At 65.1% G+C, this 26636-nt stretch carries 24 protein-coding genes; 7 read left to right on the forward strand and 17 right to left on the reverse strand.

Features of this window, described 5'->3' with window-relative positions:
* Nucleotides 1–13: 13 nt before the first annotated feature.
* Complete coding sequence (locus ACREB7_RS02945; protein WP_431590791.1) at nt 14–1261, forward strand: aspartate kinase; 1248 nt, start codon at nt 14–16, stop codon at nt 1259–1261.
* Between the two features lie 10 nt (nt 1262–1271).
* On the opposite strand, the gene ACREB7_RS02950 is transcribed toward ACREB7_RS02945, so the two are convergent.
* The 5 genes from ACREB7_RS02950 to ACREB7_RS02970 form a co-directional block, all read right to left on the reverse strand.
* Entirely contained in the window at nt 1272–1766 is a 495-nt protein-coding gene (locus tag ACREB7_RS02950; protein ID WP_431590792.1) for a YdeI/OmpD-associated family protein, read from the reverse strand.
* A 19-nt stretch (nt 1767–1785) separates the two neighbouring features.
* Nucleotides 1786–2376 carry an inner membrane-spanning protein YciB gene (locus tag ACREB7_RS02955; protein ID WP_431590793.1) on the reverse strand — a complete coding sequence of 197 codons (591 nt, stop codon included), beginning with the start codon at nt 2374–2376 and terminating at the stop codon, nt 1786–1788.
* Between the two features lie 119 nt (nt 2377–2495).
* Nucleotides 2496–3620, reverse strand: a complete 1125-nt coding sequence (locus tag ACREB7_RS02960; RefSeq protein WP_431590794.1) for an HlyD family secretion protein — start codon at nt 3618–3620, stop codon at nt 2496–2498.
* Nucleotides 3617–4033 carry a PaaI family thioesterase gene (locus tag ACREB7_RS02965; protein WP_431590795.1) on the reverse strand — a complete coding sequence of 139 codons (417 nt, stop codon included), beginning with the start codon at nt 4031–4033 and terminating at the stop codon, nt 3617–3619. The genes ACREB7_RS02960 and ACREB7_RS02965 overlap by 4 nt, the downstream gene beginning before the upstream one ends.
* Nucleotides 4030–4617, reverse strand: coding sequence for a TetR/AcrR family transcriptional regulator (locus tag ACREB7_RS02970; protein WP_431590796.1), 588 nt, complete (start codon nt 4615–4617; stop codon nt 4030–4032). Before ACREB7_RS02970 ends, ACREB7_RS02965 begins: the two co-directional genes overlap by 4 nt.
* Nucleotides 4618–4672: 55 nt before the next feature.
* On the opposite strand from ACREB7_RS02970, the gene ACREB7_RS02975 reads away from it, so the two are divergent.
* Both ACREB7_RS02975 and ACREB7_RS02980 read left to right on the forward strand, forming a co-directional pair.
* Nucleotides 4673–6286 (forward strand): DHA2 family efflux MFS transporter permease subunit, encoded by a 1614-nt coding sequence (locus tag ACREB7_RS02975; RefSeq protein WP_431590797.1) that lies wholly within the window; start codon nt 4673–4675, stop codon nt 6284–6286.
* Between the two features lie 281 nt (nt 6287–6567).
* Nucleotides 6568–6993 (forward strand): hypothetical protein, encoded by a 426-nt coding sequence (locus ACREB7_RS02980; RefSeq protein ID WP_431590798.1) that lies wholly within the window; start codon nt 6568–6570, stop codon nt 6991–6993.
* 101 nt (nt 6994–7094) lie between these two features.
* Here ACREB7_RS02980 and katG read toward each other — a convergent pair whose 3' ends face one another.
* The 4 genes from katG to ACREB7_RS03000 form a co-directional block, all read right to left on the reverse strand.
* Nucleotides 7095–9284: a catalase/peroxidase HPI gene (gene katG / locus ACREB7_RS02985; protein ID WP_431590799.1), complete on the reverse strand. Its 2190-nt coding sequence runs from the start codon at nt 9282–9284 to the stop codon at nt 7095–7097.
* A gap of 212 nt (nt 9285–9496) precedes the next feature.
* Nucleotides 9497–9793 carry a hypothetical protein gene (locus tag ACREB7_RS02990; protein WP_431590800.1) on the reverse strand — a complete coding sequence of 99 codons (297 nt, stop codon included), beginning with the start codon at nt 9791–9793 and terminating at the stop codon, nt 9497–9499.
* Nucleotides 9794–9863: 70 nt separating this feature from the next.
* Nucleotides 9864–12431: a TonB-dependent receptor gene (locus ACREB7_RS02995; RefSeq protein ID WP_431590801.1), complete on the reverse strand. Its 2568-nt coding sequence runs from the start codon at nt 12429–12431 to the stop codon at nt 9864–9866.
* A gap of 104 nt (nt 12432–12535) precedes the next feature.
* Nucleotides 12536–12652, reverse strand: a complete 117-nt coding sequence (locus ACREB7_RS03000) for a YezD family protein (protein WP_431590802.1) — start codon at nt 12650–12652, stop codon at nt 12536–12538.
* A gap of 244 nt (nt 12653–12896) precedes the next feature.
* Here ACREB7_RS03000 and ACREB7_RS03005 point away from each other — a divergent pair, with 244 nt between their 5' ends.
* The 3 genes from ACREB7_RS03005 to ptsP are packed head-to-tail and all read left to right on the forward strand — an operon-like array spanning nt 12897 to nt 17028.
* On the forward strand, nt 12897–13901 hold the full coding sequence (locus ACREB7_RS03005; RefSeq protein ID WP_431590803.1) for an NAD(P)H-dependent flavin oxidoreductase: 1005 nt from the start codon (nt 12897–12899) through the stop codon (nt 13899–13901).
* 32 nt (nt 13902–13933) lie between these two features.
* The gene (locus tag ACREB7_RS03010) at nt 13934–14674 is read left to right on the forward strand and encodes a hypothetical protein (RefSeq protein ID WP_431590804.1); all 741 of its coding nucleotides are present in this window, start codon (nt 13934–13936) and stop codon (nt 14672–14674) included.
* 59 nt (nt 14675–14733) lie between these two features.
* Complete coding sequence (gene ptsP, locus ACREB7_RS03015) at nt 14734–17028, forward strand: phosphoenolpyruvate--protein phosphotransferase (protein WP_431590805.1); 2295 nt, start codon at nt 14734–14736, stop codon at nt 17026–17028.
* Between the two features lie 20 nt (nt 17029–17048).
* Here ptsP and ACREB7_RS03020 read toward each other — a convergent pair whose 3' ends face one another.
* From ACREB7_RS03020 to ACREB7_RS03035, 4 genes are all read right to left on the reverse strand, one after another.
* Nucleotides 17049–18017 carry a phosphatase PAP2 family protein gene (locus ACREB7_RS03020; protein WP_431590806.1) on the reverse strand — a complete coding sequence of 323 codons (969 nt, stop codon included), beginning with the start codon at nt 18015–18017 and terminating at the stop codon, nt 17049–17051.
* A gap of 121 nt (nt 18018–18138) precedes the next feature.
* Nucleotides 18139–19695: a sulfatase-like hydrolase/transferase gene (locus ACREB7_RS03025; RefSeq protein WP_431590807.1), complete on the reverse strand. Its 1557-nt coding sequence runs from the start codon at nt 19693–19695 to the stop codon at nt 18139–18141.
* Nucleotides 19696–19699: 4 nt separating this feature from the next.
* Nucleotides 19700–21085, reverse strand: coding sequence for a class I SAM-dependent methyltransferase (locus tag ACREB7_RS03030; RefSeq protein ID WP_431590808.1), 1386 nt, complete (start codon nt 21083–21085; stop codon nt 19700–19702).
* A 4-nt stretch (nt 21086–21089) separates the two neighbouring features.
* Nucleotides 21090–21299, reverse strand: a complete 210-nt coding sequence (locus ACREB7_RS03035; protein ID WP_431590809.1) for a hypothetical protein — start codon at nt 21297–21299, stop codon at nt 21090–21092.
* Between the two features lie 190 nt (nt 21300–21489).
* Here ACREB7_RS03035 and ACREB7_RS03040 point away from each other — a divergent pair, with 190 nt between their 5' ends.
* Nucleotides 21490–21900, forward strand: a complete 411-nt coding sequence (locus tag ACREB7_RS03040; protein ID WP_431590810.1) for a GFA family protein — start codon at nt 21490–21492, stop codon at nt 21898–21900.
* Here ACREB7_RS03040 and ACREB7_RS03045 read toward each other — a convergent pair.
* From ACREB7_RS03045 to ACREB7_RS03060, 4 genes are all read right to left on the reverse strand, one after another.
* Nucleotides 21897–23639, reverse strand: coding sequence for a serine hydrolase (locus ACREB7_RS03045; protein ID WP_431590811.1), 1743 nt, complete (start codon nt 23637–23639; stop codon nt 21897–21899). The genes ACREB7_RS03040 and ACREB7_RS03045 overlap by 4 nt on opposite strands.
* A 14-nt stretch (nt 23640–23653) precedes the next feature.
* Nucleotides 23654–23785 (reverse strand): hypothetical protein, encoded by a 132-nt coding sequence (locus ACREB7_RS03050; RefSeq protein ID WP_431590812.1) that lies wholly within the window; start codon nt 23783–23785, stop codon nt 23654–23656.
* A 348-nt stretch (nt 23786–24133) separates the two neighbouring features.
* Nucleotides 24134–25453: a replication-associated recombination protein A gene (locus tag ACREB7_RS03055; protein ID WP_431590813.1), complete on the reverse strand. Its 1320-nt coding sequence runs from the start codon at nt 25451–25453 to the stop codon at nt 24134–24136.
* Between the two features lie 6 nt (nt 25454–25459).
* Nucleotides 25460–26614, reverse strand: coding sequence for a glycosyltransferase family 4 protein (locus ACREB7_RS03060; RefSeq protein ID WP_431590814.1), 1155 nt, complete (start codon nt 26612–26614; stop codon nt 25460–25462).
* Nucleotides 26615–26636 lie beyond the last annotated feature (22 nt).

A 26636-nucleotide genomic window follows, 5' to 3' on the forward strand; every position in this document is an offset into this window, starting at 1 on the left:
AAAGCGGGGCGAGATGGCGCGGATCGTGATGAAATTCGGGGGCACGTCGATGGCGGGCACCGAACGAATTCGCACCGTGGCGAAACTCGTCGCGCGCGAAGTCGCCAACGGCAACGAGGTCGCGGTCGTCGTCTCGGCGATGGCCGGCGAGACCGATCGCCTCGTCAATTTCTGCCGCGAGGCGAACCCGCGCTACGACCCCGCCGAATATGACGTCGTCGTCGCGGCGGGCGAACAGGTGACGTCGGGCTTGCTCGCGCTCACCTTGCAGGCGATGGGCACCCCGGCGCGCAGCTGGCTCGGCTGGCAGCTCCCGATCCGCACCGAGGAAGCGCACGCCCGCGCGCGCATCACCGACATCGACACCGGCGCGCTCGGCGCCGCGATGGCGCGCGGCGAGGTCGCGGTGATCCCGGGTTTCCAGGGCATGATGGACGACGGCCGCATCTCGACGCTCGGGCGCGGCGGCTCGGACACCAGCGCGGTCGCGGTCGCGGCGGCGCTCAAGGCCGACCGCTGCGACATCTACACCGACGTCGACGGCGTCTACACCACCGACCCGCGCATCGTCGCGCGCGCGCGCAAGCTCGACTATGTCACCTATGAGGAAATGCTCGAACTCGCGAGCGTCGGCGCCAAGGTGCTCCAGACCCGCTCGGTCGGGCTCGCGATGAAGATGGGCGTGCGCGTGCAAGTGCTGTCGAGCTTTGTCGAGGGCGATGAGGCTCCCAAAAGAGGCACGATGATCGTGAGCGACCAGGAAATAGAGGAACATCAGATGGAACGGCAGCTGATCACCGGCATCGCCCACGACAAGAATGAAGCGAAGATCATCGTCACGCGCGTGCCCGACAAGCCGGGCGCCGTGGCGAACATCTTCGGCCCGCTCGCCGCCGCCGGGATCAATGTCGACATGATCATCCAGAACGTCGGCCGCGAAAAGGGCGAGACCGACGTGACCTTCACCGTCCCCGGCACCGACCTGCTGCGCTCGATCGACCTGCTCGAGGGCGCCAAGGAAAAGATCGGCTTCAACCGCATCATCAGCGACGACAAGGTCGCCAAGATCAGCGTCGTCGGCGTCGGCATGAAGAGCCACGCGGGCGTCGCGAGCACGATGTTCCGCGCATTGGCCGACCGCGGCATCAACATCCAGGCGATCTCGACCAGCGAGATCAAGGTCAGCGTGCTGATCGACGAGGACGAAACCGAACTCGCGGTGCGCGTGCTGCACACCGCCTACGGGCTCGACGCCGAATAAGGCAACCCGCTCAGTTCCAGTCGCGCGCCAGGAAGCGTTCCTTCGCGCCGCCGAGCACTGCGATAGCGCGTTCGACATTGCGCTGCCGCGCCGCGTCCGATTTCAGATTGGCGAGATAGCGCAATATTTCCTTCTGCAGGCTGGGGGTCAGGCCTTCCCATCGGGCCTTGGCGGCGGGATTCGCATCGAGGCGCGCCGCGAATTCGGGCAGCATATCGTGCTGCGGGCCGCTCGGGTACGCGTCGTCGAAGACCACCGACACATCGACTATGTCGCCCACATCCGTGCCCGACGCCTTGCGCACGGCGCCGTCGAGATAGAGATAAAAGCTCCCGTCGCCCGCCGGCATCATATTGACGCGCCACGCCGGATCGGGCTGGCCATTGACCTGGACCAGCACGGGCATCGGCCTTTTCCAGCCGGCCCTGATCCGCTCCGCCAGCGCCGGGCTCACCAGCACATAGGGATTGATGCCTCTAAGTTCGATCTTCGCTTTGAAATCCATCCCCGACCCGTAGCAGCGATCAGGACGGCGTGACCACAGGCGCCGCGCCGATATCCGCCGCCCGCCGCCGCAGCCGCGCCTGGCCGACGAAATGCACCACCGCGATGTGGATCGCAAACAGCCCGAATTTCGACGCCAGCGGAAACACGCCGATGAACAGCGGCCACCACTGGGTGAAGAAGATCGCGATCACCAGGTTGAGCCCCGCGCTCGCGAACATCAGCGCCGCCCAGATCTGGCCGAAGCGGTCCATCACGTCGCCGACCAGCGCCATCTGCTCGGGCAGGATATAGCGGCTCAGCCAGCCCTTGCGCAGCATCACCGTGCCGACGATCAGATAGACGATCGTCGGCTTCGCCATCACGAAGCGCGGATCGCCGGTGAGCAAGGTCGCGGCGGCGGTGAACAACACCGAGGCGAGGCTGATCCATTGCAGCGCGGCGACCTTGCGGCGGCGCGCCAGTTCGTACCCGACGACCGCGACGGCGACGATTGTGCCTGCGACGACGGCAGGAACGATCCCCGCGCCGACGCCCAACAATATCGCAAAGACGATGATCCCGAGCGAGTCGAACAGCATCGGCCCGAGAGCATAGAGCAAGGTTCGCATGGCGCGTCCTTTCGCGACTCAATGTTACTGTCGTAAACATTGATCGGGCGACGCCGCGCGGTCAAGTCGAAATTTACATCGTTAACATGATGTGCGGCGAAGCGAGGCGATCGCAGCGATCAGTCGCGCAGCCGCACCTTCGCAGTCACCGACAGCCCGGGTCGCAGCTGCGCCAGCGCCGCCTGCCCCACATCGAGGTGGATGCGCACCCCGACACGCTGGACGATCTTGGTGAAATTGCCCGATCCGGGTTCGAAGGGCAGCAAGGTGAACTCGCTCGCCGAGCCGGGCGCGAGGCTTTCGACGGTGCCGGTCAGCGTTTCACCGAGCGCGTCGACATAGACCTCCGCCCTCTGCCCCGGCCGCATCGCATGCGTCTGGGTTTCCTTGAAATTGGCGACGACATAGAGCGCGCGCGTCGGCACCAGCGTCAGCAGCCGCGACCCCGGCTGCACATAGTCGCCGACCTGCACCTGCCGGTTGCCGACGACCCCCGATATCGGCGCGCGGACCAGCGCGTGGCCGCGATCCTGCTTCGCCAGCGCCAGCGCGGCGCGCGCCTTCAGCGCTTCGGCTTCGGCCGCCTGGATCTGCGCGAGCAGCACCGGGCGCCGCGCGCGGGTCACCGCCGCCTGTTCGTAGCTGGTGCCGAGGTCGGCGCGCGACCGCTGTGCCGCCGATGCCGCGCCGACCGCCGTCGCGCGCACCTGATCGGCATCGCGGCGGGTGACGAAGCCATCGACGAGCAGCGCGTCATACCGTTTAAGATCGGCCGAGGCGCGCGAGGATTCGGCGTCGGCGGCGGCGATCTGTGTGCCCACCGCGCGAATCTGCGCCGCCGCAAGCCGTTCGTCGGCGCCGAGCGCGGCGAGCGCCGCTCTGGCCGTCGCGACCTGCGCATCGGCGTCGGCCACCGCAGCCTGGGCCGATTGCAGCCGCGCGTCATAATCCTCGGCATCGATGCGGACGAGCGGGTCGCCGGCCTGTACCGCCTGATTGTCGCGCACCAGCACCGCCGCGACCAGCCCGCCCACCTTGGGCGCGACATTGCTCGAATCGGCCTGCAGATAGGCATTGTCGGTCGATTCGGCGGTGCGCGGCGCGGTCAGCCACCCGATGCCCGCCGCCGCGACGAGCAGCGCGATCAGCCCCATCGTCCACGCCTTTCGCGGCAACGCGAAGCGGGGCTTGCCCCCGCCCAGCGGCAGCTCGGCCTCGGCGGCGATCGCGGTCTGCGCGTTCATGCCTGCATCACCAGCAGGGTCGAGGTCGCGGTGGCATAGAGCCGCCCCTCGGCGTCAATCAGCTTCGCTTCGACATAGGCAACGCGGCGGCCCACCGAAATCACGCGCCCCTCGGCACGGACCTTGCCGGTCTTGTCGGTCATCGCCTTGAGGTACGATGTCTTGAGCTCGAGCGTCGTCATCGCCTGATCGTCGGCGAGCTTCGTCACCACCGCGATGCCACAGGCCGAATCGAGCAGCGTCGCGGCATAACCCCCATGCACGATGCCCATCGGATTATAATGTTCGGGTCCCGGCACCCCCTCGAACGCCGCCCAACCCTCGCCCGCATCGACGAGCTGGAACCCCAGCGTATGCCCGATCGGCGGCCGCCCGCCCGACGCGATCAGCCCCTGCACCTTGGCGAGCGTCATGGCGCGATCTCCAGTCCATAGCGCGCGACGATGCTGGCATGGGTGTCGACCAGCAGTGCATCGGACAGCGCCGGGTCGCCGACTGCGCGCGCCAGCGCGACGCCGCCGACCAACTGCGCGAGCAGCGCATGCGATTCCGCTTCGGCGTAACCGAGCGTCGCCAAGGGCACGGCAAGCCGCGATGCGATGCCGACGACGCCGGCGCCAAACCGGTCGCGCGTCGCGGGTTCCGACCGCGCAAAATCACCCGACAGCGTCGGTAGCGGACACCCCCGATCGCGGCTGTCGCGATGCGCGGACGAGAGGTAGAAATCGATGTAGGCGCGCAACACGGCTTTCGGGTCGCCGGCGGCATCGATCCGCTCGGTGCGCGCCCGGGCATCGGCGAACATCGTCCCGATCGCCTCGCCGACCAGCGCGTCCTTCGATGGGAAATGGGCATAAAAGCCGCCGTGGGTCAGTCCCGCGCGCGCCATGATGCCCGCGACCGCGACATTGTCGGGACCCTTGGCGCGAATTTCCTTCGCCGCTTCCTTCAACACCCGTTCGCGCGTTTCGGCGCGATGCCCACTCGAATAGCGCACTTGCGATCTCCTTTATATGATGCATATAATATAAAGACTGCAGGACACAAGCCCGATGGCATCGATTCCCCTCTCCGCCGGGTCTGGCCCCGCTCCCACCGACGCGCCGTTCAACCCGGCAGCGATGCCCGATGCGCGCAAATATCTGATCTTCGCGGTGATGGCGTTCGGCCAGTTCATGGCGCTGATCGACATCCAGATCGTCGCCGCCTCCTTGAACGAGGTACAGGCGGGATTGAGCGCGGGCCCCGACGAGATCAGTTGGGTGCAGACCGCCTATCTGATGGCCGAACTGGTGATGATCCCCTTCGCCGCCTTCCTCGCACAGGCGCTGTCGACGCGCTGGCTGTTCGCGGCGTCGGCGGGGCTGTTCACCATCGCCAGCATGGCGTGCGGCCTGGCCTGGAATATCGAATCGATGATCCTGTTCCGCGCCATCCAGGGCTTCGTCGGCGGCGCGATGGTGCCGACGGTGTTCGCCACCGGCTATATGCTGTTCGAGGGCAAGCAGCGCGCGATGATTCCCGCGATCCTCGGCATGGTGTCGGTGCTCGCGCCCACGCTCGGCCCGACGGTCGGCGGCTGGATCACCGACGCGCTGGGATGGCGCTGGGTGTTCTTCATCAATGTCGCGCCCGGGATCGCCGTCACGATCACGATCCTCGCGCTGGTCCGCGTCGACAAGGCGGATTGGTCGATGCTGCGCCGGATCGACTGGGTGCATCTGGGGTCGATGGCGGTGTTCCTCGCCGGCCTCGAATATGTGCTCGAGGAAGGGCCGAAGCACGACTGGTTCAGCGAACCGTCGATCGCGATCGCGGCCTGGCTGTCGCTCGTCGCCTTCGCGCTGTTCCTCGAACGCTCCTTCCGCTCCGACGGCCCGATCGTCAAACTCACGCCTTTCCGCAAGCCGACCTTCGCCTTCGCCTGCGTCTTCAACCTGGTGATCGGTTTCGGCCTTTATGCCGGCACCTATCTCGTCCCGATCTTCCTCGGCCGGGTGCGCGGCTATAATGCGGCGGAAATCGGCACGACGGTGTTCGTCTCCGGGCTGGCGCAATTGCTCGGCGTGCCGATCGCGGCGGCGCTGTCGCAGCGCGTCGACCCGCGCATCATCATCACCTTCGGGCTCAGTCTGTTCGCTCTGGGACTGTGGATGTTCAGCTTTATGACCCCCGACTGGGGTTTCGCGGCGCTGTTCTGGCCGCAGGTCGTGCGCAGCTTCGCGATCATGCTGTGCATCGTCCCCTCGGTCGGCCTCGCGCTCGGCAATTTCGAAGGCGCCGAGCTGCGCTACGCCTCCGGCCTGTTCAACCTGATGCGCAATTTGGGCGGCGCCATCGGCATCGCCCTTGTCAACACCTGGCTTGGCGACAATGCGCGCCTCCACGCGCTGCGCATTTCGGAAGCGCTCGGCCAGTCGGCGCAGGGGGCGCAGCAAGCGGCCGCGCAATTGACCCATTATATCGGCACCTGGGTTTCCGACCCGCAGCAGGCCTCGCTGATGGCCGACGCGACGATGGCGCGCATCGTCGGCCGCCACGCGCTGACGCTCGCGTTCGACGATGTCTTCCGCCTGATGTCCTATGTCTTCCTGACGGCGCTGGTCATGGTCCCCTTCTGCAAGCCGCCACCGATCGGCGGCCCGGCACCGACGGATGCGCATTAGCCTCGCTCGCTGCCGGAACCCGATTGGCGGCAAGCGACCGATTGCGGCCGTCAGCGATCCTCCCCCACGGGGGAGGGGGACCACCCGAAGGGTGGTGGAGGGGCACGGGAGGTTTACGGAACCCCGACCGAACAGCCATCCTTTCCGGCAAGTAAGCCGCCTGCGCCCCTCCACCAGCTTCGCTGGTCCCCCTCCCCGTTTCGGGGAGGATCGGCAGCCTCCGCTCCCCACCCCCAAAAAAGCGCTGTCCTAATTTACTTCGCTATGTTCCAAACTGGCAGATGGAACACACCGACTCATCCGCCGCGCAACTCGCCGGCACCTGCCTCGCCTTCGCGCCGGTCCCCGCGCAGCGCCATCGCGCCGACGGCTGGACGCCCGAAACCCAGGCCAATTTCATCCGCGCGCTCGAAGCGATGGGTTCGGTGGGCAAGGCCGCACGCGCCGTCGGCATGGGCCGCGCGTCCGCCTATCGCCTCCGCGAACGGGCGGAGGCGGCAAGCTTCGCCGCCGCGTGGGACCGCGCCATATCGATGGGCCGCACGCACCAGTTCAGCATCGCGATGGACCGCGCACTCAACGGCGTCACCACCGTCCGCGTCCTGAAGGGCGGGGCCATCGACGTCAGCGGCGGTCCCGACATGGCGGTCGTCCACGCCGCGCTGCGCGACGAAGGCTTCGCTAAAGCGACAAAGGAGACATTTTGAACGCGTGCGTGCGTATCCTTTGTCGCTTTAAGCCAAAAGAAAACCCGCCCCCGGGCTCATGTCCCCGGGGGCGGGTTCCTGCGACCCGTCGCTATTACCGATCAGGCAAGGTCGAAACGGTCGGCGTTCATCACCTTGGTCCAGGCCTTGACGAAGTCCTTGACGAACTTCTCCTCATGGCCGGTCTCGGCATAGACCTCGGCAACCGCGCGCAGTTCAGAGTTGGAACCGAACACCAGATCGGCGCGGGTGGCGCGCCAGGTCTCGCCGCCGCTCGCACGGTCGGTTGCGACATATTCCTCGTCACCCGAGCCATCGACGGCCTTCCACACATTGGTCATGTCGAGCAGGTTGACGAAATAGTCGTTGGTCAACTGGCCCGAACGCTTGGTGAAATGGCCATGACCGCGATTGCCGTGATTGGCTCCAAGGACGCGCAGGCCCCCGACCAGCACCGTCATTTCGGGCACCGATAGACCCAGCAAGGATGCGCGGTCGAGCATCATTTCCTCGGTCTTCACCGCCAGCTTCTTCTTGCCGAGATAGTTGCGGAAGGCGTCGGCCTCGGGCTCCATCACCGCGAAGCTGTCGGCGTCGGTCTGTTCGGCGGTCGCATCGCCGCGACCGCCCGTGAACGGCACCGTCACGCCGAAGCCCGCGTCCTTGATCGCCTTTTCCAGGCCGACCACGCCGCCCAGCACGATGGCGTCGGCCCGCGACAGATTGCCGCGCAGACCGTCGAGCGTGCTCAGCACCTTGCCGAGAACCGCCGGTTCGTTGACGTCCCAATCCTTTTGCGGGGCCAGCCGCACGCGCGCGCCATTGGCGCCGCCGCGGAAGTCCGACTTGCGATAGGTGCTCGCCGACGCCCAGGCCGCCTTGACCAGTTCGCTGACGCTCAGGCCGCTGGCGGCGATCTTGTCCTTCACCGTCTGGACGTCGGCGTCGGACGGCGCGGTGCCGGTGGGGATCGGGTCCTGCCAGATCAGGTCCTCGGCGGGCACTTCGGGGCCGAGGTAGCGGACCTTGGGACCCATGTCGCGGTGGGTCAGCTTGAACCAGGCGCGGGCGAAGGCGTCCTTGAACGCGCCATGGTCGGTCCGGAATTTCTCGCTGATCACGCGGAATTCGGGATCGATCTTCAACGCCATGTCGGCGGTGGTCATCATCGTCGGAACCTTCAGGCTCGGATCCCAGGCCGCCGGGGCCATGTCCTCTTCCTTCTGGTTCACCGGCTGCCACTGCTGGGCACCGGCGGGCGAGTGGACGAGCTCATAATCATAGTCGAGCAGCAGGCGGAAATAATTCTCCGACCACTCGGTCGGGGTATTCACCCACGACCCTTCGATGCCGCTGGTCACGCTATGCTCGCCGAGACCGCCGCTTTCGTGGCTGCTGACCCAGCCGAAGCCCTGCGCCGCCAAGTCGCCGCCCGAGGGCGCCGCGCCGAGCAGCGAGGCATCGCCATTGCCATGCGCCTTGCCGAAGGTGTGGCCGCCCGCAGTCAGTGCGACGGTTTCCTCATGGTCCATCGCCATGCGTTCGAAGGTTTCCTTGATGTCGCGCGCCGACAGCAAAGGATCGGGGTTGCCGCCCGGACCTTCGGGATTGACGTAGATCAGACCCATCTGGATCGCGGCGAGCGGGCCTTCGATGTCCAGTCCCTTGTCGGGATCGATGCGGGTCTGGACACCTTCATTGACCCATTTGTCTTCCGAACCCCAATAAATGTCGCGCTCGGGCTCGAACACATCGGCACGGCCGCCGCCGAAACCGAAGACCGGGCCGCCCATGCTTTCGATCGCGACATTGCCGGCCAGGATGAACAGGTCGGCCCAGCTGATCTTGTTGCCGTACTTCTGCTTGATCGGCCACAACAGGCGCCGCGCCTTGTCGAGGTTGCCATTGTCGGGCCAGCTGTCGAGCGGCGCGAAACGCTGCTGCCCGCTGTTGGCGCCGCCGCGCCCGTCGGCGGTGCGATAGGTGCCCGCCGCGTGCCAGGCCATGCGGATGAAGAAGGGACCATAATGACCATAATCCGCCGGCCACCAAGGCTGGCTGTCGGTCATCAGCGCAGTCAGGTCATTCTTCAGCGCCTGATAGTCGAGCAACGCGAACGCCTTCGAATAATCGAAATCGGCGCCGAGCGGGTTCGACGAGCCATTGGGGGTGAGGATCTCGGTCGCCAGCATCTCGGGCCACCAATCCTTGTTGGTGCGGCCGAGCAGCGCGCGGACGCCGCCGGGCTGGTGAACCGGGCAACCGCTGCCGATGGGGGTCTGGTCGTTCATGCAGTCTCTCCTTTGGGGCTTTTTCTTTGCGGATCGTGGCGGCGGGCGATGACCGGCGCATGACGCGCCGACGCGAGGGTCGCGTGGCGGGCTTCGACAGGGGCTGGCCGCGAGTCGATGGGGTCATCCTTTCGCCTTGGGATGGAAAGGATAGGCGGCACCCCTCCATCGACATAACCGAATAAGCTGAATTCAGTCATTGAACGAACCGATCACAGACGCATGGGTTGCCGCAAGGATAATATGTTGGTCGCGCCGTCGCCACGTCTGAACGAAAGGCCTGGCCGGGCACGCAACATCCCGCCTGTCCAAAGGGTTGCTCTGGCGTCACGCGCCCCCGCCGTGGCATCAGGAGAAAGCAAGTGGCTGACCAAAAACCCAATGAGCAGCAGCAGCGCGACGAAGAACAGCGTCGCAAGCAGCAGCAGCAACAGCAGGGCGGCACGGATCGCCAGCAGGGTGGTCAGCGGCCCGATCAGGACCGCGACGACCAGCAGCAGCGCTGACACACAGCCTGCATGAGAAAGGGGCCGCTCCAGCCGGAGCGGCCCCTTTTCCTTTGCGCAATCCGGTGCGGGGTCAAAAGCTGACCTTGACCGTCCCGCCCCAGGTCCTGGGATCGCCTGCAGCGCCCGCGATCAGTCCGGTGTTGCCCGGCGCGACCTGCAGCAGGTCGATATAATTCACGTCGAAAGCATTGCGGACCCAGCCGAAGATATCGATGCCGTCGCCGCGGAAACCGACACGGAAGTTGGTCAGCGCATAGCCCTTCACATCGGTGTAGATCGACGGCGAGGCGTTCGAATTCCAATGCGAACGGTAATTGCCGTCGACGCCGAAATAGATCTGCCCGTCCTTCGCCAGCAGCGTGACCGGAACATTGGTCTCGGCGCCATAGGAGAAGGCATATTTCGACACGCCCGGCAGACGCGCACCGGAGATGTCGCACTGCCGCGGGCTGAGCGCCCCGGGGACGCCGGGCTGCGAATAGTCGGGCGTAGCGCCGGACGGCTGGAAGGTGCCGCCCGACAGTTCGGGCGGGCACGGCGCGCTGGTGAACTTCTTGTATTTGGCGTCGGTAAAGGCGCCGTTGGCATAAGCGGTGAAGCGGTCGCTGGTCCGGATCTTGAAGTCCGCCTCGATGCCCTGCGACACGACCTTTTCGGCATTGGCGAGATAACCGCGCACCGTCCCGAACTGACCGCCGTTCACCGTGGCCTGGAAATTCTTGATCTCGGTGCGGAAGGCGGTGAGGTTGAAGGTCGCCCGGCGATCGAAGAATTGGGTCTTCAGGCCGACCTCGAAATGATTGACCGATTCGGGCAGCACCGTGCTGGCGCTGAGCACCGGCTGGTTGTTGGTGTCGAGCGGCAGGCCATTCTGGTTGATGCCGACCGTCTTGAAGCTCTTGGCATAGGTCGCATAGGCCAGCACGTCCGGCGCAACCTTGTAGTTCACGTTCAGATCATAGCTGAAGTTCCAGTCGCTGACCGAAGGCTGGGTGAGCTGCGGCTGATAAACCCCGCACTGCGCCGTCAGCACGGCATTGCCAGCGGTCGCCGTCGGGGCGCAGCTGGTGATCACCTGCCCCGCGCCGGTGGTCACCACGCGCTGGTAGAAACCGTCTTTCTTGTCATAATTGACGCGAATGCCCGGCTGGATCGTCAGCTCGGGCGTCACCTTGTAGCTCAGCTGGCCATAGAATGCCGCGCTGTCCGCCTTCAGATATTGGGTGTTGGTGGCTGTCAGGCCGTTCAGCACCTCGGGGCGGTTGTAGACATTGTTCGGATCGTTCGACGGCGCCAGGCTGAAGCGTGTCGCGTCGATCCCCTGCTGCTCGGTGCCCTGGGTGTCGATCCGCTGCTTGAAACCGAACAGCCCGGCGACGAAGTCGAGCTTGTCGCCTTCGTAATTGTATCGGAATTCCTGGCTGTACTGGTCCTGCTGCGACGGATTCTGCGACTTGGAGACGACCGAGGCGCCGGTAAAGTCGCGATCGTTCTCGGGCTGCCAGTCCCAGAAGCGCCAGGCGGTGATCGAGGTGAAGGTGCCGGGACCAACGTCCCATTTGACGCGCAGCGAAGCGCCGCCGATCTTGTTGCCGGCGTTCAGGCTGGCGTCGATGTCGGTCAGGCGATCATAGACGTTGCGGCTCGGCACGATGTAATTGTAGTTCGGGTTGGCAGCCTGAAGCCGCGCGATGATCGCATCATATTGGCGGGTGAGCGCCCGCTGCGTCGTGCCGACGCGGACAAAGGCCGTGCCGCAGCATTCGGGATCCTGCTTGCTGTAATCGCCGGCCAGCGTGATCGACAGATCGTCATTGGGCTGGAAGAGCAGCTGGCCGCGAAGGCCCAGATTGTCCTGTTCGTTGATCCACCGGTCGGTGCGGGTGTTGAACAGCGTGCCGCGCCGGCTGGTCGCCGCGATCGCGATGCGCGCGGCGATCTTATCGGTCAGCGGGCCGGACACAGCGGCTTTTGCCTGACGGTAGTTGAGATTGCCGACGGTGACCTCGGCCCGGCCCTCGAAATCGAAGGTCGGCTGGTTGGTGGTGATGTTGATCGCCCCGGCGGTCGTGTTCTTGCCATAGAGCGTGCCCTGCAGTCCGCGCAGCACCTCGACCTGGTCGACGTCGAGGAAGTCGAAGGTCGCGGCGGCGACGCGCGAATTATAGACGTCGTCGACATAGATGCCGACACCCTGTTCGAACCCGTCGCTGGTCAGCCCGAACGGAACGCCGAGGCCGCGGATGTTGACCGACGTGTTGCGCGGGTTCGAGGTGTAGACCTGCAGCGTCGGCGCGAGCTGCTGAAGCTTCACGACGTTGAAATTGCCGGTGGCCTCGATCGAATCGCCGCGGATCACGGAGATCGCCACCGGTACTTCCTGGGCGGTTTCCTGGCGGCGACGGGCAGTGACGATGATGATGTCGCCACGGCTGACATCGTCGTCGAGCTGGGCGGCGGCATCGGCCGTATTGGCGGTTGCGGCGGCGGCCACCGCGACGGCGGTGCCGTCCCCGGCATGGGCGGTCGATGCTTCTTCGGCGGCGGCGGCGGGCGTGGTTCCGAGCGCGAGAATGAAGGAGAGTGTGAGTAGCGAAGCCGGCGCGCGGCGACGAACGGACGGGTATTTGGAGGTCATGGCAATTTCCTGTTGCTTTGATGATGCACGAAAATTGCCACATCCGGTCGTCCGGTCTGCGGCAGTTTTGATCGGGGCAAGGCAAGCCCCATTTGGGAGCGGGTCTAGTTCGGGTAGCGGTGGCGCTCGGTCACATCGACCTGCACCAGCTTGCCTTCGTGAACGGTGAGCTGAATGGCGCCGAAGCGCAGCTTTTCGAGGGCGTCGAGGACCGTTTGCACGGCCCGCGATGTCCCCTCTTGATTGCCAGATGCCTGGTTGGACGAAGCGGACATTGTTTCCCTTTCCCTGAACGATTCGCCCATCAGCATATGCCAAGTAATTTAGTTGACAATGATTGATTTGCTTTCTGCGCCGAAAGGTTCGGTTCGCGCGCCCAAGCGAGATGATGCCGATTGGCGTGTTTTGCGCGCGCAATACGCTAGGGATTGCGCGCGAGTCCCAGTGCTGGCAAAGGCATGGGCGATGACAAAAATTAACGATCTGATGGCGCGCGGAACCGCCCTTCTGGGCAGCGAATACGCGATTTTATGCGGTGCGATGAGCTGGGTTTCCGAACGAAACCTGGTCAGCGCGATCAGCAATGCGGGCGGTTTCGGCGTCATTGCCTGTGGCGCCATGACACCCGAATTGCTCGACACCGAAATCGCCGCAACCAAGGCGTTGGCGACCAGGCCGTTCGGGGTCAACCTGATCACCATGCACCCGCAATTGTTCGACCTGATCGACATTTGCGCCAAGCATGATGTCGGCCATGTCGTCCTCGCCGGCGGCCTGCCGCCCAAGGGCAGCCTTGAGGCGATCAAGGCCTCGGGCGCCAAGGTGATCTGCTTTGCGCCGACGCTGGCGATGGGCAAGAAACTGATCCGCTCGGGGGTCGACGCGCTGGTGATCGAGGGCATGGAGGCCGGCGGCCACATCGGCCCGGTATCGACGAGTGTCCTCGCACAGGAAATCCTGCCGACGCTCGCCGATGAAGTACCGGTGTTCGTTGCGGGTGGTATCGGCCGCGGCGAGGCGATCGCCGGCTACCTGGAAATGGGCGCATCGGGGGTCCAACTCGGCACCCGCTTCGTCTGCGCGACCGAGAGCATCGCGCATCCCAATTTCAAAAAGGCCTTTATCCGCGCTTCGGCGCGCGACGCCGTGGCCAGCGTCCAGATCGACCCGCGCCTGCCGGTGATCCCCGTCCGCGCGCTGAAGAATGCCGGGACCGAGGAATTTACCGCCAAGCAGCGCGAAGTCGCGAACCTGCTCGATGGCGGCGCCGTCGACATGATGGAGGCACAGCTTCAGATCGAACATTATTGGGCGGGCGCGCTGCGCCGCGCGGTGATCGACGGCGACGTCGAAAATGGCTCGTTAATGGCAGGGCAATCGGTCGGCATGGTAACCTCCGAAGAGTCGGTGGGGGACATTATCGTGTCACTGGTGCAACAGGCCGAAGCGGCCTTGCACGCACGGGGTTGATGCCGCATTCTTATGCGGCTGGGGAGTGGAGCATGAAATTGTTGCGGAAAATCATCGTCGTCGGCCTGCTCGCGAGCATTGCGGGCTGCACCAAGCCGCCGCCGCCTCCCCCGCCGCCTCCCCCGCCGCCGCCGCCGCCGGTGATCATCGTGCCGCCGCGCCCGCTGCCGCCCGGCAACGCCTCCCTGACCCAGATTCTGCCGGGCCGCGCGATCGACGGACGCTTCGTCACCGCCAACAGCAACGTCACCGGCGATCGCGCTTTCTGGCAGATGAAGATCGCGCTGAATGTCGCGGCGATCGGCTGTCGCGGGCTTGAGGAAGCGACGATGGTGTCGGCGTACAACAACATCATCAAGACGCACGGCAAGGCGATCAAGGCGACCGAGAAGACCGTGATCTCCGATCTGGCCAAGGCAAACAAGACGAACGGCATCAAGGAACGCGACCGCCTGTCGACCCAATTGTTCAACTATTTCGCCCAGCCCCCCGCGCAGGCCGCCTTCTGCGCCCGCGCCAACGAAATTGCGCAGATCGTGTCGACCACGCCCGCCGCAGATGTCGTCGCGCAGGCGCCGGGGCATCTTGCCCGGCTCGACCAGCCGTTCGTCGATTTTTACGAAGCCTATGCCAAATATCAACTCGACGTGATGGCGTGGGACGCGAAATATGCACCGCCGCCGCCGATTATGAGCGCCCCCGCACCGCTGACGACGAACCCCAGCGTCCTCTATGCCCCGACCACGACGCCGGCGACCAATCCGGGCAGCTAGGAAATATTGCACGCGCGCCCTTGGCGTCGGGGCGCGGCTTCTGTTAGCACGGTCGGGACATGACAAACGCCCCGCCTCCGCCCTCGACCGCCGCCCAGTCGGCGCGCACGATCCTGACGCGGCTGCACGAGGTGATGGCCGCGCGCACCCATGCGCAGGCCAAGCTGAACCAGGTCGTCGGCATCATCGGCGAGTGCCTCGATAGCGAGGTCTGTTCGATCTATCTGCTGCGCGAAGGCGCGCTCGAACTTTATGCGACGCGCGGGTTGAAACAGGAGGCGGTGCATGTCACGCGTCTCGGCCTGGGCGAAGGGCTGGTGGGCACGATCGCCGAGCAGATCGAGACGCTGAACCTCGACGAAGCGGCGGCGCATCCCGACTTCTCCTATCGCCCCGAAACCGGCGAAGAATTGTTCCACAGCTTCGCCGGGGTGCCGATCATCCGCCGCGAACGCGCGGTCGGCGTGCTGTGCGTCCAGCATGCCGAGCCGCGCCGCTATGACGATATCGAAATCGAGACGCTGCAGACCGTCGCGATGGTGTTGTCCGAACTGATCGCCAACGCCGATCTGGTCGACACCACCGCGCGCATCGACGCCGCCGAGGCCGACCAGTCGAGCGCGCGGCTGAGCGGCCAGAAGCTGGTCGACGGCATGGGCCGCGGCGTCGCGGTCTTCCACCAACCGCGCGTCGTCATCGAGCATACCGTCGCCGAGGACACCGAAGCCGAGCGCCACAGGGTTTACGCGGCCTTCGACAAGATGCGCGAACAGATCGACCGCATGGCCAGCCAGGCCGAATTCGGGGTCGGCGGCGAGCATGACGAAGTGCTCGAGATGTACAAGATGTTCGCCTATGACGAAGGCTGGTCGCGCCGGATCAACGAGGCGATCGACAGCGGGCTGACCGCCGAGGCTGCCATCGAACGCGTACAGCAGCGCACCCGGATGCGGATGCGTCAGATCGACGACCCGTTGCTGCGCGACCGGATGCACGATCTGGAGGATCTCTCCAATCGCCTGATCCGTATCGTCTCTGGCCAGCTCGGCACCGCCGCGCAAATGGGTTTGCGCCACGATTCAATCCTGATTGCGCGCAACCTCGGCCCCGCCGAACTGCTCGAATATGACCGCCGCCGCCTGAAGGGCGTGGTGCTCGAGGAAGGATCGCTGACCGCGCACGTCATCATCGTCGCGCGCGCGATGGGGGTGCCGGTGATGGGGCGCGTGCGCGATGTGCGCAGCGTCATCCGCGAGGGCGATATGCTCCTTCTCGATGCCGCCGACGGTTCGCTCCATGTGCGGCCGACCCCGTCGATCGACGACGCCTTCGACGCCAAGCTCGAGGTTTCGCAGAAGCGCCGCGCCAATCTGGCGGCGCTGCGCGATCTGCCGGCGGTGACCAAAGACGGCGTGCCGATCGAGCTGATGATCAATGCCGGTCTGCGCGAGGATATCGCGGCGCTCGATCTGACCGGTGCGCGCGGCATCGGGCTGTTCAGAACCGAGTTCCAGTTCCTGGTATCGGCGACTTTGCCGTCGCGTGAGCGCCAGCAGCGATTGTACCGCGACGTACTCGATGCGGCGGGCGATCGGCCGGTGATCTTTCGCACCGTCGATATCGGGGGCGACAAGGCGTTGCCCTATATGAACACCGACACGGTGCTCGAGGAAAATCCCGCGATGGGCTGGCGTGCGCTGCGCCTCGCGCTCGAACGCGACGGATTGCTCAAAGTGCAAGCGCGGGCGCTGATGGAAGCGGCGGCGGGGCGGACGCTCAACGTCATGTTCCCGATGGTGTCCGAACCGTGGGAATATGAAGCGGCGCGCACATTGTTCGTCGGCCAGCGCGCCTGGCTGGCGAGCCACAACAAGAAATTGCCCGTCGCGATCCGTTATGGCGCGATGCTCGAGGTGCCGGGCCTGCTGGAGACGCTCGACCTGATGCTGCCGCACCTCGACTTCCTGTCGATCGGCACCAACGACCTCACGCAATTCCTGTTCGCCGCAGACCGGGCGCATCCGCGGCTGGCGGAGCGTTATGACTGGCTGTCACCGACGGTGATGCGTTACCTGTCGCGCGTCGTGAAAACCGTCGCGGGATCGAAGGTCACGCTGGGCGTGTGCGGCGAGATGGGCGGACGACCGCTCGAGGCGATGGCGCTGCTCGGTATCGGCATCGAACGACTGTCGATCACCCCGGCTGGGGTCGGGCCGGTCAAGGCGATGATCCGCTCACTCGATCTGTCGGCGCTGCGCCGCGACATTCCGGCGATTCTTGCGCAGCCCAGCGCGACGCCGCGCGTCCAATATGCCGATTGGGCCAAGGCCCACCAGGTCGATCTCGGCGACTGAACGACGAGCGACGGGAAGCCTCAGGCGGCGGCGGGCAGCGCGGCGACGGCCGGGTCTGCGGCGATCGTATCCCTGGCCTTGCCGGTGATCCGCTCGGCGATCCGCAAACAGGCCCACGCCAGCGCGATGCCCACGGGTACGTCGACGACATAGTGCCAGCGGCTCGCGATCGACGTGACCAGAATGAAGACGAGGATCAGCGAATAGAGCGGCAACAGGATCCGCCCGTGCTTCCAGGCGAACAGAAAGAACAGGAAGGCCCCGGCGGCGTGCAGCGACGGCATCGCCGCCAGCCCGATGGTGAAACTGGCGCCGCCATGCTCGGCGAGCCACGCCGGTCCGCCGGCCAGCGAATTGTGATAGAATTCCAGCATACGCAACTGACCGATGGTGATGCTGGGTTCGACCCCCGTTTCATAGATGAACGGCCCGATCGCGGGGGCGATCAGATAGGCCAGCGCCCCTGTCGCCTGCAACAGCAGGACCGCGACAGCCAGCGTCCGGAAAACCGCCGGCGTCTTGATCGCGTGATACAGGAAGCTGGTGTAGAACAGCGCCATGAACGAGATCATGTAGAAATTGGCATTATAGGAGATGAAGCCGAAGACATATTGGCGGATATAGATGCACGCATCGACCACCGGCCGAAAAAACTGGTCGGTAGCCCAATAATATTCGTCGAACATCACCGGATTGATGTGCGGTATCCACAGCTTCAAATTGAAATGCGCGAACAGGATGACGACGTAGCAGGGCAGCGCGATGAGAAAACTCAGCGCCGTTTCGCGCTTGCCGGCGATGAAGGTGACCGCCCCGAGCAGCGCCACACCGACGAGCGGATAGAGAAAATGGACACCGACGAATGCCGCGCGGTCGCCCGACGGCGCGACGATCGGCAAGGCGAAAAGCAGCGAGAATAGAGCCATGATCGCCAGCGTCCCGGCGGCGATGATGATCTCTGGTGGAATGGCGCGTAGGTTGAACCGCATGAATCCCCACCGAAAATGCTGATATTTCCTCTGCGCCCGGGGGATTTTCTCCCCTCATCTCCGCCCTGCTTCAGTGGCATAACAGGGTTAATGGAGAGATAATGGCGCCGTCGATACCCGGTTAGTCGATGCCAAGCCGCCCGCTGACCTCTTCGAACCGGTAGAGCGCGCTGTCGTCCCCGAACATATAGTGCCGCGAAGGTGGCAGCGGCTGGCGCGATCCGAAATGATCGCGAAGAATGGCCGGATATATCTGGACCGGAGACGCCGGCATGGTGACGGGCGGTTTCCCCGACGGATCGCGAACGGCCAGCAGAATGCCCATTTTTTCGCGAAGTTGATCGCGGCTCAATTCGCTCCACGGCACCGGCACCGGGTCGGTGCCAAGCCCGTGTTCATCGCCGACATAAGGAGCAGGCCACGGCCCTTCGTCGCTGTGGATGACGATGACCGCCGGTCGCGGACCCGCCAATATCGCATCGACGAGCTCCAACGCCTCCCGGTTGGCGAACCGGACCTGATGGATGTAATTGTCCGTCCGCGACGCCTTTTGCGCGGTCTCCAGATCACGGCAGCTCCCGTCGGCGTTCAAGACGAACGGCGGGTGGGGAACCAGAAAATGGGCAAACACCTGTTTGCGCTCGCGATTGCCGGCGAGTTCGCGCAGCATCCGGAACTTCTCATTCGCCCGGTGGCACTGATCGCCGCGCCCGTCGAGATAGGGCATCGCGAGACCGCCCAGCCAGAACCCCGCCGCCGACTGGTCGATGATGAGCCGGGCGAGTTGCGGCGCGGCACGGATGCTGATCGTGTCCTGCGCCGTGTTGCTGACGCGCGTCGGCTCCCACCAGCTTCCGGCAAAAATGGTGCGGTACCCCAATGCGTTGAACCGCCGAAGGACCGCCCCGTCGCGCGCCGCGCGATAAATCGGCACCCAGTCGCCCTGATCGCCGGTCATGGCTTTGGCCATCGGGTCGAGAAGCGCGCCGTTCATCGTCGAGGCGACCGAATGACTCGTGCGCTGATAATTGGAATAGGCGCGATCCGAAACGACGAAGCCTCGTGCGCGGAGCGCGTCAACGAAAGGCTGGTTGTCGTACCCGTAGCGCGATTTCAATATGTCGCTGGCGGCATAGCGATCGAACAGGATGTGCCAGACGTCCGGGCTGTCGGCGGCGGCCTTGCCGTCGAGTTCGCCGAGGCTGTCGCGCGCGGCGGCACGGGGCGGCTCGAGGCGCAATTGCTGGACGGCCAGCGGGCCGGCGTTCAGCGCCAACAGCAAGGCGCACAACAGGTTGATGCGGCCCGCGACGTCGCCGAACTTTTGCGGTTCCGCCGGCAACGACCGGAAAAGGAGGATCAGCGCCCCGATCGCCACGACATGCAGCATCGCGGCGACGGCAAAGGAAACGGGCAGCAGCGCCAGCAACCTGGGGACATAGAAAAAATAGAAGGCCGCCATGCCCGCCGCAATACCGGCACGCTGCCAGTCGCCGCAGATCATGCGCAGGACGGCGGTAACGATCGCGGCAATGGCGACGACCCCGACCATGGTCGGCCAGACACTCTCGAAACCCAGCCGAAGCTGGTTGCCGCCCCAGAAGGCGATGGCCGCGATCAGGGCAACGGCGATTCCCGCGATCGGGTATCGCGCCATCCGGTTGGTCAGCGAGATCATCGGGTCAGCCGCGCCGGTCGTAGGCGATGATCAGGCGCCCTCCCTCACCGATGCGGTCCTGGCGCACGATTTTGCCGCGCGCGCTCACATGCTGGAGAAAGGCGTCTTCGGTGTAATGAGGGAAGATGTCGGGCCGGTGGCGCAGCAATTGCTGCACCATCGGGTCGGATTTCGACGGGAATTCGATGACCCCCGACGGCGCAAGCCCCATCAGCCAGTCCACCGCCATGTCGAGCGGAATATTCTTGGCGATGGCCAGATGGTGAATGACCGCAAGCGCGAGCACCATGTCGGCGTTCGCCCGGTCCTGCATGCTCTTTCGCTCGGCGCCGGCCCAACCCTGACTCGGACTCGGATTGGTCGCGTCGAGCCACAGCGGCAAGACCGGCGCGTTCGCCTGGTCGAATTGGGCGAAGGCCCGCTCGAGCGCGCCGAAGTCGAAATCGAACCCGACGACGTTCCTGGCGCCCGCGTCGAGCGCAGTCCGGCTGAATTCGCCGCTGTTGCAGCCGATGTCGAACAGCATGGCGGGCGCGGCCTGGCGGACCGCTTCGGCGACGAAGCCATGCTTCGCCGTGCGACGCGCTTCATCATAGCTGTTGTTGGCGGCGTAATCGTCCCAGACGGTCTTTTCGCCCGGAAGCGACAGTCCGGCGATATAGTCGCGCAGGCTGGTCAGCATGGCAATCAGGCGATGTTTGGGCAAATGCGCCGCGCGATGCGGTTTCGCCTCCAGCCCTTCGGCCACACGCGTGCGGGCAAAGGCGGCGGGGCCGACGATATGCGCCATGACGGTGAAGGACAAACGGTCCTTCAGCCCCAGCAGCTTGACCAATTCTTCGGGTTCGATGCCTTCCATCGATCCGCGATACCAGGCGTGGGGCGCGATCCCCTTTTTCGCCCAGAGGTAGAGCGGGTTCAGAAACTGCATACCGAACTGGCGCTGCCCGGCCCAGGCCGATCCTTCTTCATAGGCGATGATCGAAAGATGGTCGATAAAGACCGGCTTCGTGCCGCGGAACTGGATATTATAGGCGGTCGCGTCGGACAGGGTGAAGCCCCGGCCCAGCAAGGCGATGTGAAAGTCCAGATGATGGACCGCCGCCGCCTTTAGCGCCGAAAAGCACCACTCATACGGATAGGAGACGAAATCGAGTACCGGGTGTTCGAGCCAGTGCACCGCTCCCGGCGCCAGGTCGTCCAACCCTTCGCTGGCGGGCGTGTCGGCCGGAAGGAGCCATCCTTGGGCGATCATTTCGTCCAGCACGCCGCTGTCTTTCGCCGCGCGAAACTGTGTCGCTCCCGCATCAAAGACGGCGCGCAGGACGCGATTGTCGTGACGAAGCACGCGGCCCGACGGGTCGCGGAATGAACCGGCATCGAATTTCATGGGGTCAGTCCTGCTGGCGTTTGAAAACGCTCTTGAGTTTCGTCCAATATATTTTGCCGAACAGCAATATGCTGGCGACCGCGCCGGTCAGCGCTTGCAACGCCATGCTGACGGTCGCGCCGTCCAGATAGGCGTGCGCGGGCGTGGTGGTCGCAACGCTGAACGCGATGAACGCGACAACGGCGATCAACATGTCGGAAAAAGTCTTTTTCAAAGCAGCCCCCCTTGATTGAATGCTGCAGATTAGTGACCAGACAAAGTAAACATCCGGTAAATGCGCCCATATTCCCGTAGGATGATCGCCCGGGACCCGTTGGCTCCAAAACCATCTGCGGCACCATATTCGGGCTTTGCCTGAGCCATGTTTATGTTATGTTCTCCACTCCCTTCCCAAGGAGAGAAAGATGAGCGACACCCCCGACCGCGCCACCGGCCAATGCCATTGCGGCGCGATCCGCTATTCGATGCCGACCACCGTCGTCCACCATGCCCTGTGCCATTGCCAGGATTGCCGCCGCCATGCCGGGGCGCCGCTCGTCGGCTGGGCGCTGGTCAGGCAGGACGAGCTGGAAGTCACCGGAACCCCGAAAATCTATGCCTCCTCCGATCACGGCCGCCGCCATTTCTGCGGGACATGCGGCACCGGGCTTTTCTACACCAGCGAAGCGGTGTTCCCGGGCCAGATCGACGTCCAGTCGGCGACGCTCGACGACCCCGACCTGATCCCCGCACAAGTGCAGATCCAGACCGCCGAGCGCATCGGCTGGATGGAGACGCTGGGCGACCTGCCGACGTTCGAGCGCTATCCGGGCTAGGGCTTGTCGGCGGCGACGACCGCCGCGACCAGTTTCGCAATGTCGAGCCGGTTCTTGTCGTCGTCATAGCCCTGGCGGACGATCACCAGCTTTCGCGACGGGATGACGATTACATATTGGCCGCGATTGCCGAAGGCGCCGAATGCGTCGGCGGGAATGCCCTCGGACTTGTTGAGCAGCCAGAAGCCGGCGCCATAGCCGAACGGTCCTGCCGGTTGCGGCCCGCTGGGTGTGGTGACGAAACGGCGCCAGTTTTCGGGGAGCAGTCGACGTCCCTGCCACATCCCGTCGTCCTGATAGAGCAGGCCCAGCCGCGCGAGGTCGCGCGCGCTGGTCCACACCTGGCTCGACAGGATGAAATCGCCGTCCGTGTCGTGCTCGACGAAGGTGCGCGTCATGCCGAGATGGTCGAAGAAATCGACCGGGTCGAGCGCGAGGCCGGACCGGATCATCGCCGATTTGGCGTTGCGCGCGTCGAGCGCTTTCTGCCGCGCCGCCTTCAGCGACTGTACCGCGAGCAGGGTGTCGTTGTTGGCATAGCGATAGACGCTGCCCGGCGCGTTCAGCAGCGGCCATTGTACCGTCCACTGGCGCACCGATGCGCCGCCCATATAGATGGCATCGCTGCGATTGCCCGCCGTGTCGCTGGTCAGCCCGCTCGCCATGCGCATCAATTGCTCGGTGGTGATCGCGGCGCGCGGGTCGCCGGGCGCCTGCCAGTCGGCGATCAGCGCGGGCTTTGTCGGGTCGATCGCGCCGTCGAGCACCGCATTGCCGATCAGCGTCGCGGCCATCGACTTGGCGACCGAAAAGGTCCGCTGGGCGGTGTGGACATCGTGGCCGTCCTGATATTGCTCGACCGCGATCTTGCCGTTCTTGACGATCAGTAGCGCGCTGGTGCGGCCGCCGAACGCAGCGCCGTCCATCACCGCCAGCTCGTATCGCGTGGGCGCACGCGGCATCGGCGCGCGCGCACTGGCATCGCCCAGCGGCCAAGCCTTGTCGTCGAGCTTCGACCGGCCCGGACGATAGTCGCTGCGCTCACGCGGCGCGGCACCGATCGGTAGCGTCACGCATCCCTCGCGGCTGTCCCATTCGGCGATGCGCGGCGGCATATCGTCGCGGTATCGCACGCTGACGCGCTTCGCCTTGTCGTCGACATCGGCCTTGAGCGCGCGGACATCGGCCTCGATCTCGGGATAGATGCCGGTGAGCTCGTCGCGTTCGATGGCGTCCAAGGACTTGCCCGCGCCGTTCCACAGCGACGAGCAGGTGAAAGCGGCGCGATAGCCCGCCGCCCAGGCGCGATCGATTTCGGCATGGGGGTCGGCGGCATGCGCCGGCAGCGCGGCGAAGGCCAGCGCGGGAGCGAACCAGCGCAGCATCTTAAGGCCGTTCGCCAAAGGCGATGCGCTGCGGCTTTTTGGCGCGGTCCCACCAGGCGCGGCGGAGAACATTGGCGACGCGTTCGGGATCGTCCGACCCGAAGCGGACAAGCAGCGCGTGCCAGCCTTCATAATGCGGGGCTGCCAGAACGTGTCGGGATCGGTTTCAAGCAGAATTTCCTTCTCGTCGGGTTTACACATCACCGCAAAACTGCCCGCCTCGCGCCCCGGCGAGGCAAGCGCCTTGCCGTTGAGCTTGGGACAGGGGGTGCCATAGAAAGACAGCATCTCGACGTCAGGCAAGGCGCAGGCAAAAGCAATGACATCGTCCCAGCTGTCGAATTTCGGTGTCATGCGGACTCTGCCTCTCAGTGGCGTTTCGGTTCGGCGCGGACGACGACCTGCTCCACCTCGTCGCGCGAACATTCACTGTCGATGCTGCCGTTCGGGCAGGAGATGGCGGGAGTCGTGAGCGCGGCAAGCGCGAGGGTCAGTGACATGATTGGTTCCCGAACGTGGCGCGACCCAATGCTGAAAGGGCTAAGGCGAAGCGGTGGCAGTGGCAAGCATGGCTTAAGGCGACAAAGGATACGGACGGACGCATCCGGAATGTCTCCTTTGTCGCTTTAAGGCGGGAATGGGGGCCGGACCTCGGGGGGAAGCTTTGCGAGACAAGCGACGCGGTCATCCGGCAGGGTAGATCATGGCGAGGTTTTTTAGGAAAGCCTTTTCTGAAGCGGACGAGCCGATGAGGTAGACCGCATCTACCCCTCCACCATCTTCGATGGTCTCCCTCCCCGTTCCGGGGAGGATCGGCGCCGTCCGGCTCCCACATCGAAGCGGCCCCGCTACCCCCGCGCCTTCCTCTGTTCGTCCCACCACGCCAGCCGCTCGGCGATGCGCTTTTCGAAACCGCGATCGGTCGGTCGGTAATAGGTCTGCGGCCCCATTTCCTCGGGCCAATAATCGGCACCCGAAAAGCCGCCCTCCGCATCATGGTCATATTCATAGCCCGCGCCGTAACCCAGCTCCTTCATCAGCTTGGTCGGGGCGTTGAGGATGTTCGCGGGCGGCGCGAGGCTGCCGGTGTCGCGCGCCGAGGCAAAGGCGGCCTTTTGTGCGGCATAAGCCGCGTTCGATTTGGGCGCGGTGGCGAGATAGAGGCACGCCTGGACGATCGCGAGTTCGCCCTCAGGCGAGCCGAGGAACTGGTATGCGTCCTTGGCGGCGAGGCATTGCACCAGCGCCTGCGGATCGGCGAGGCCGACATCCTCGCTCGCGAACCGCACGAGGCGGCGCAGCACATAGAGCGGCTCTTCGCCCGCGACGAGCATGCGCGCCATATAATAGAGCGCCGCCTGCGGGTCCGACCCGCGCAGCGCCTTGTGCAGCGCCGAGATGAGGTTGTAATGGCCGTCGCGGTCCTTGTCATAGACGGGCATGCGGCGGTGGAGCAGCTGCGCCAGCGCCGCCGGGTCGAGCGGTTCGGCGATGCCCGCCGCAAACAAAGTCTCGACCTGATTGAGCAGGAAGCGGCCGTCGCCATCGGCGCTGGCGGTGAGCGCTTCACGCGCCGCGTCGGTGAGCGGCAGCGGCTTGCCGACCTCGGCCTCAGCACGGGTCAGCAAGGTCGCCATCGCACCCTGGTCGAGGCGATGGAGCACCAGCACCTGCGCGCGGCTGAGCAGCGCGGCGTTGAGCGCGAAGCTGGGGTTTTCGGTGGTGGCGCCGACCAGCACGACGGTGCCACGCTCGACATAAGGCAGGAAACCATCCTGCTGGGCGCGATTGAAGCGGTGGATTTCGTCCACGAACAACAAGGTGCGCTGGCCCGCCGCCGCCATTTTTTCGGCGTCGGCGAAGACCTGTTTGAGATCGGCGACGCCCGAGAATACCGCCGACAGCGGCGCGAAGCGCAGGCCCACCGCCTCGGCGAGCAGCCGCGCGATCGTCGTCTTGCCGGTGCCCGGCGGCCCCCAAAGGATGATCGACGACAATTGCCCGGCCGCGACCATCCGCCCGATCGCCCCGTCGGCGCCGGTCAGATGTTCCTGCCCGACCACGTCGGACAGCGTTTTGGGGCGCAGCCGCTCCGCGAGCGGCGCGGCGCCCGGAGGACCGCCGGCGGCCAGCGGCGGAACATCGTCACCGAACAGATCGCCCGCCACCGCGCGCTACCCTCGCCGCTGTTTCTGCCGGATCAGTCGCACATAGGTGTCGGCGACGGTCTGGTTGATCGCGTCCCATTGATAGTGATGGCTTTCGGCCAGCGCCGCCGCGCCATGCGCCCCGCGCAGCATATCGTCCTGGCAATAGCGTTGCAGATGGTCGGCGAAGCCCGTGATCGACCCCGGCGAAACCAGATAGCCGGTGACCCGGTCCTTGACGATGCTGGCGCTGCCCGTCGCGCGCGCCGCCACCACGGGCAACCCGCACGCCATCGCTTCGAGCGTCACGTTGCCGAAGGTTTCGGTGACCGAGGGATTGAAGAAGAGGTCGCACGAGGCCAATGCCCGCGCGAGATCCTCGCCGCCCTGGAAGCCGACGAACTTTGCATCGGGAAGGCGCGATTCGAACCACTCGCCGGCGGGCCCCTCACCGATCACCACCACTTCGTGCGCCACGCCGCGGCGCTGCAACTGGTCGATCGCGTCGGCAAAGACGTCGAGCCCCTTTTCCATCACCAGCCGGCCGAGGAAGGCGACGACGGGGACATCGTCGGCGATGCCCAACCCTTGCCGCCAGGCCATGTCGCGACGCTCGGGGTTGAAGATGTCGCGCTCGACCCCGCGGGTCCAGATGCCGATATCATAGTTCATCCGCTGTTCGCGCAGCACCTGCGCAAAGCTTTCCGACGGCGCGATCAGCGCATCGCATTTGCGATAGAGCTTGCGCAGCCAGGCGACCATCAGCGGTTCGACGAACGACAGATTGTAATAGCGGAAATAGGTTTCGAAGCGGGTGTGCACCGAACAGGCGACGGGCAAGCGGCGGCGGCGCGCCCACGCCGCCGCCTGGCGGCAGACGCGGTCGGGGCTGGAGATATGCATGACGTTCGGCGCGAACGCGGTCAGATCCTCGCGCACCCGGCTCGAAAAATGGAAGGGGATGCGATATTCGGATCGGCCGGGGATCGGGAAAGAGGGCACGCTGACGAGATCGCCGGTCGGTTCGAAATCGGGATGGGGAACGGTCGGCGAATAGACCCGCACCGCCGCGCCCCGGCTGAGCAGATAGCCGACGAGCCGATTGAGCGCCTTGTTCGCGCCGTCGACGGTCATGTTATAGTTGCCGCTGAACAGCGCGATGCGGAGATCGGAAACTTCCATCCCGCCTCCGCTAATCGCCTCG

The organism is Sphingopyxis sp. (assembly GCF_050725615.1).
Lineage (GTDB): Bacteria > Pseudomonadota > Alphaproteobacteria > Sphingomonadales > Sphingomonadaceae > Sphingopyxis.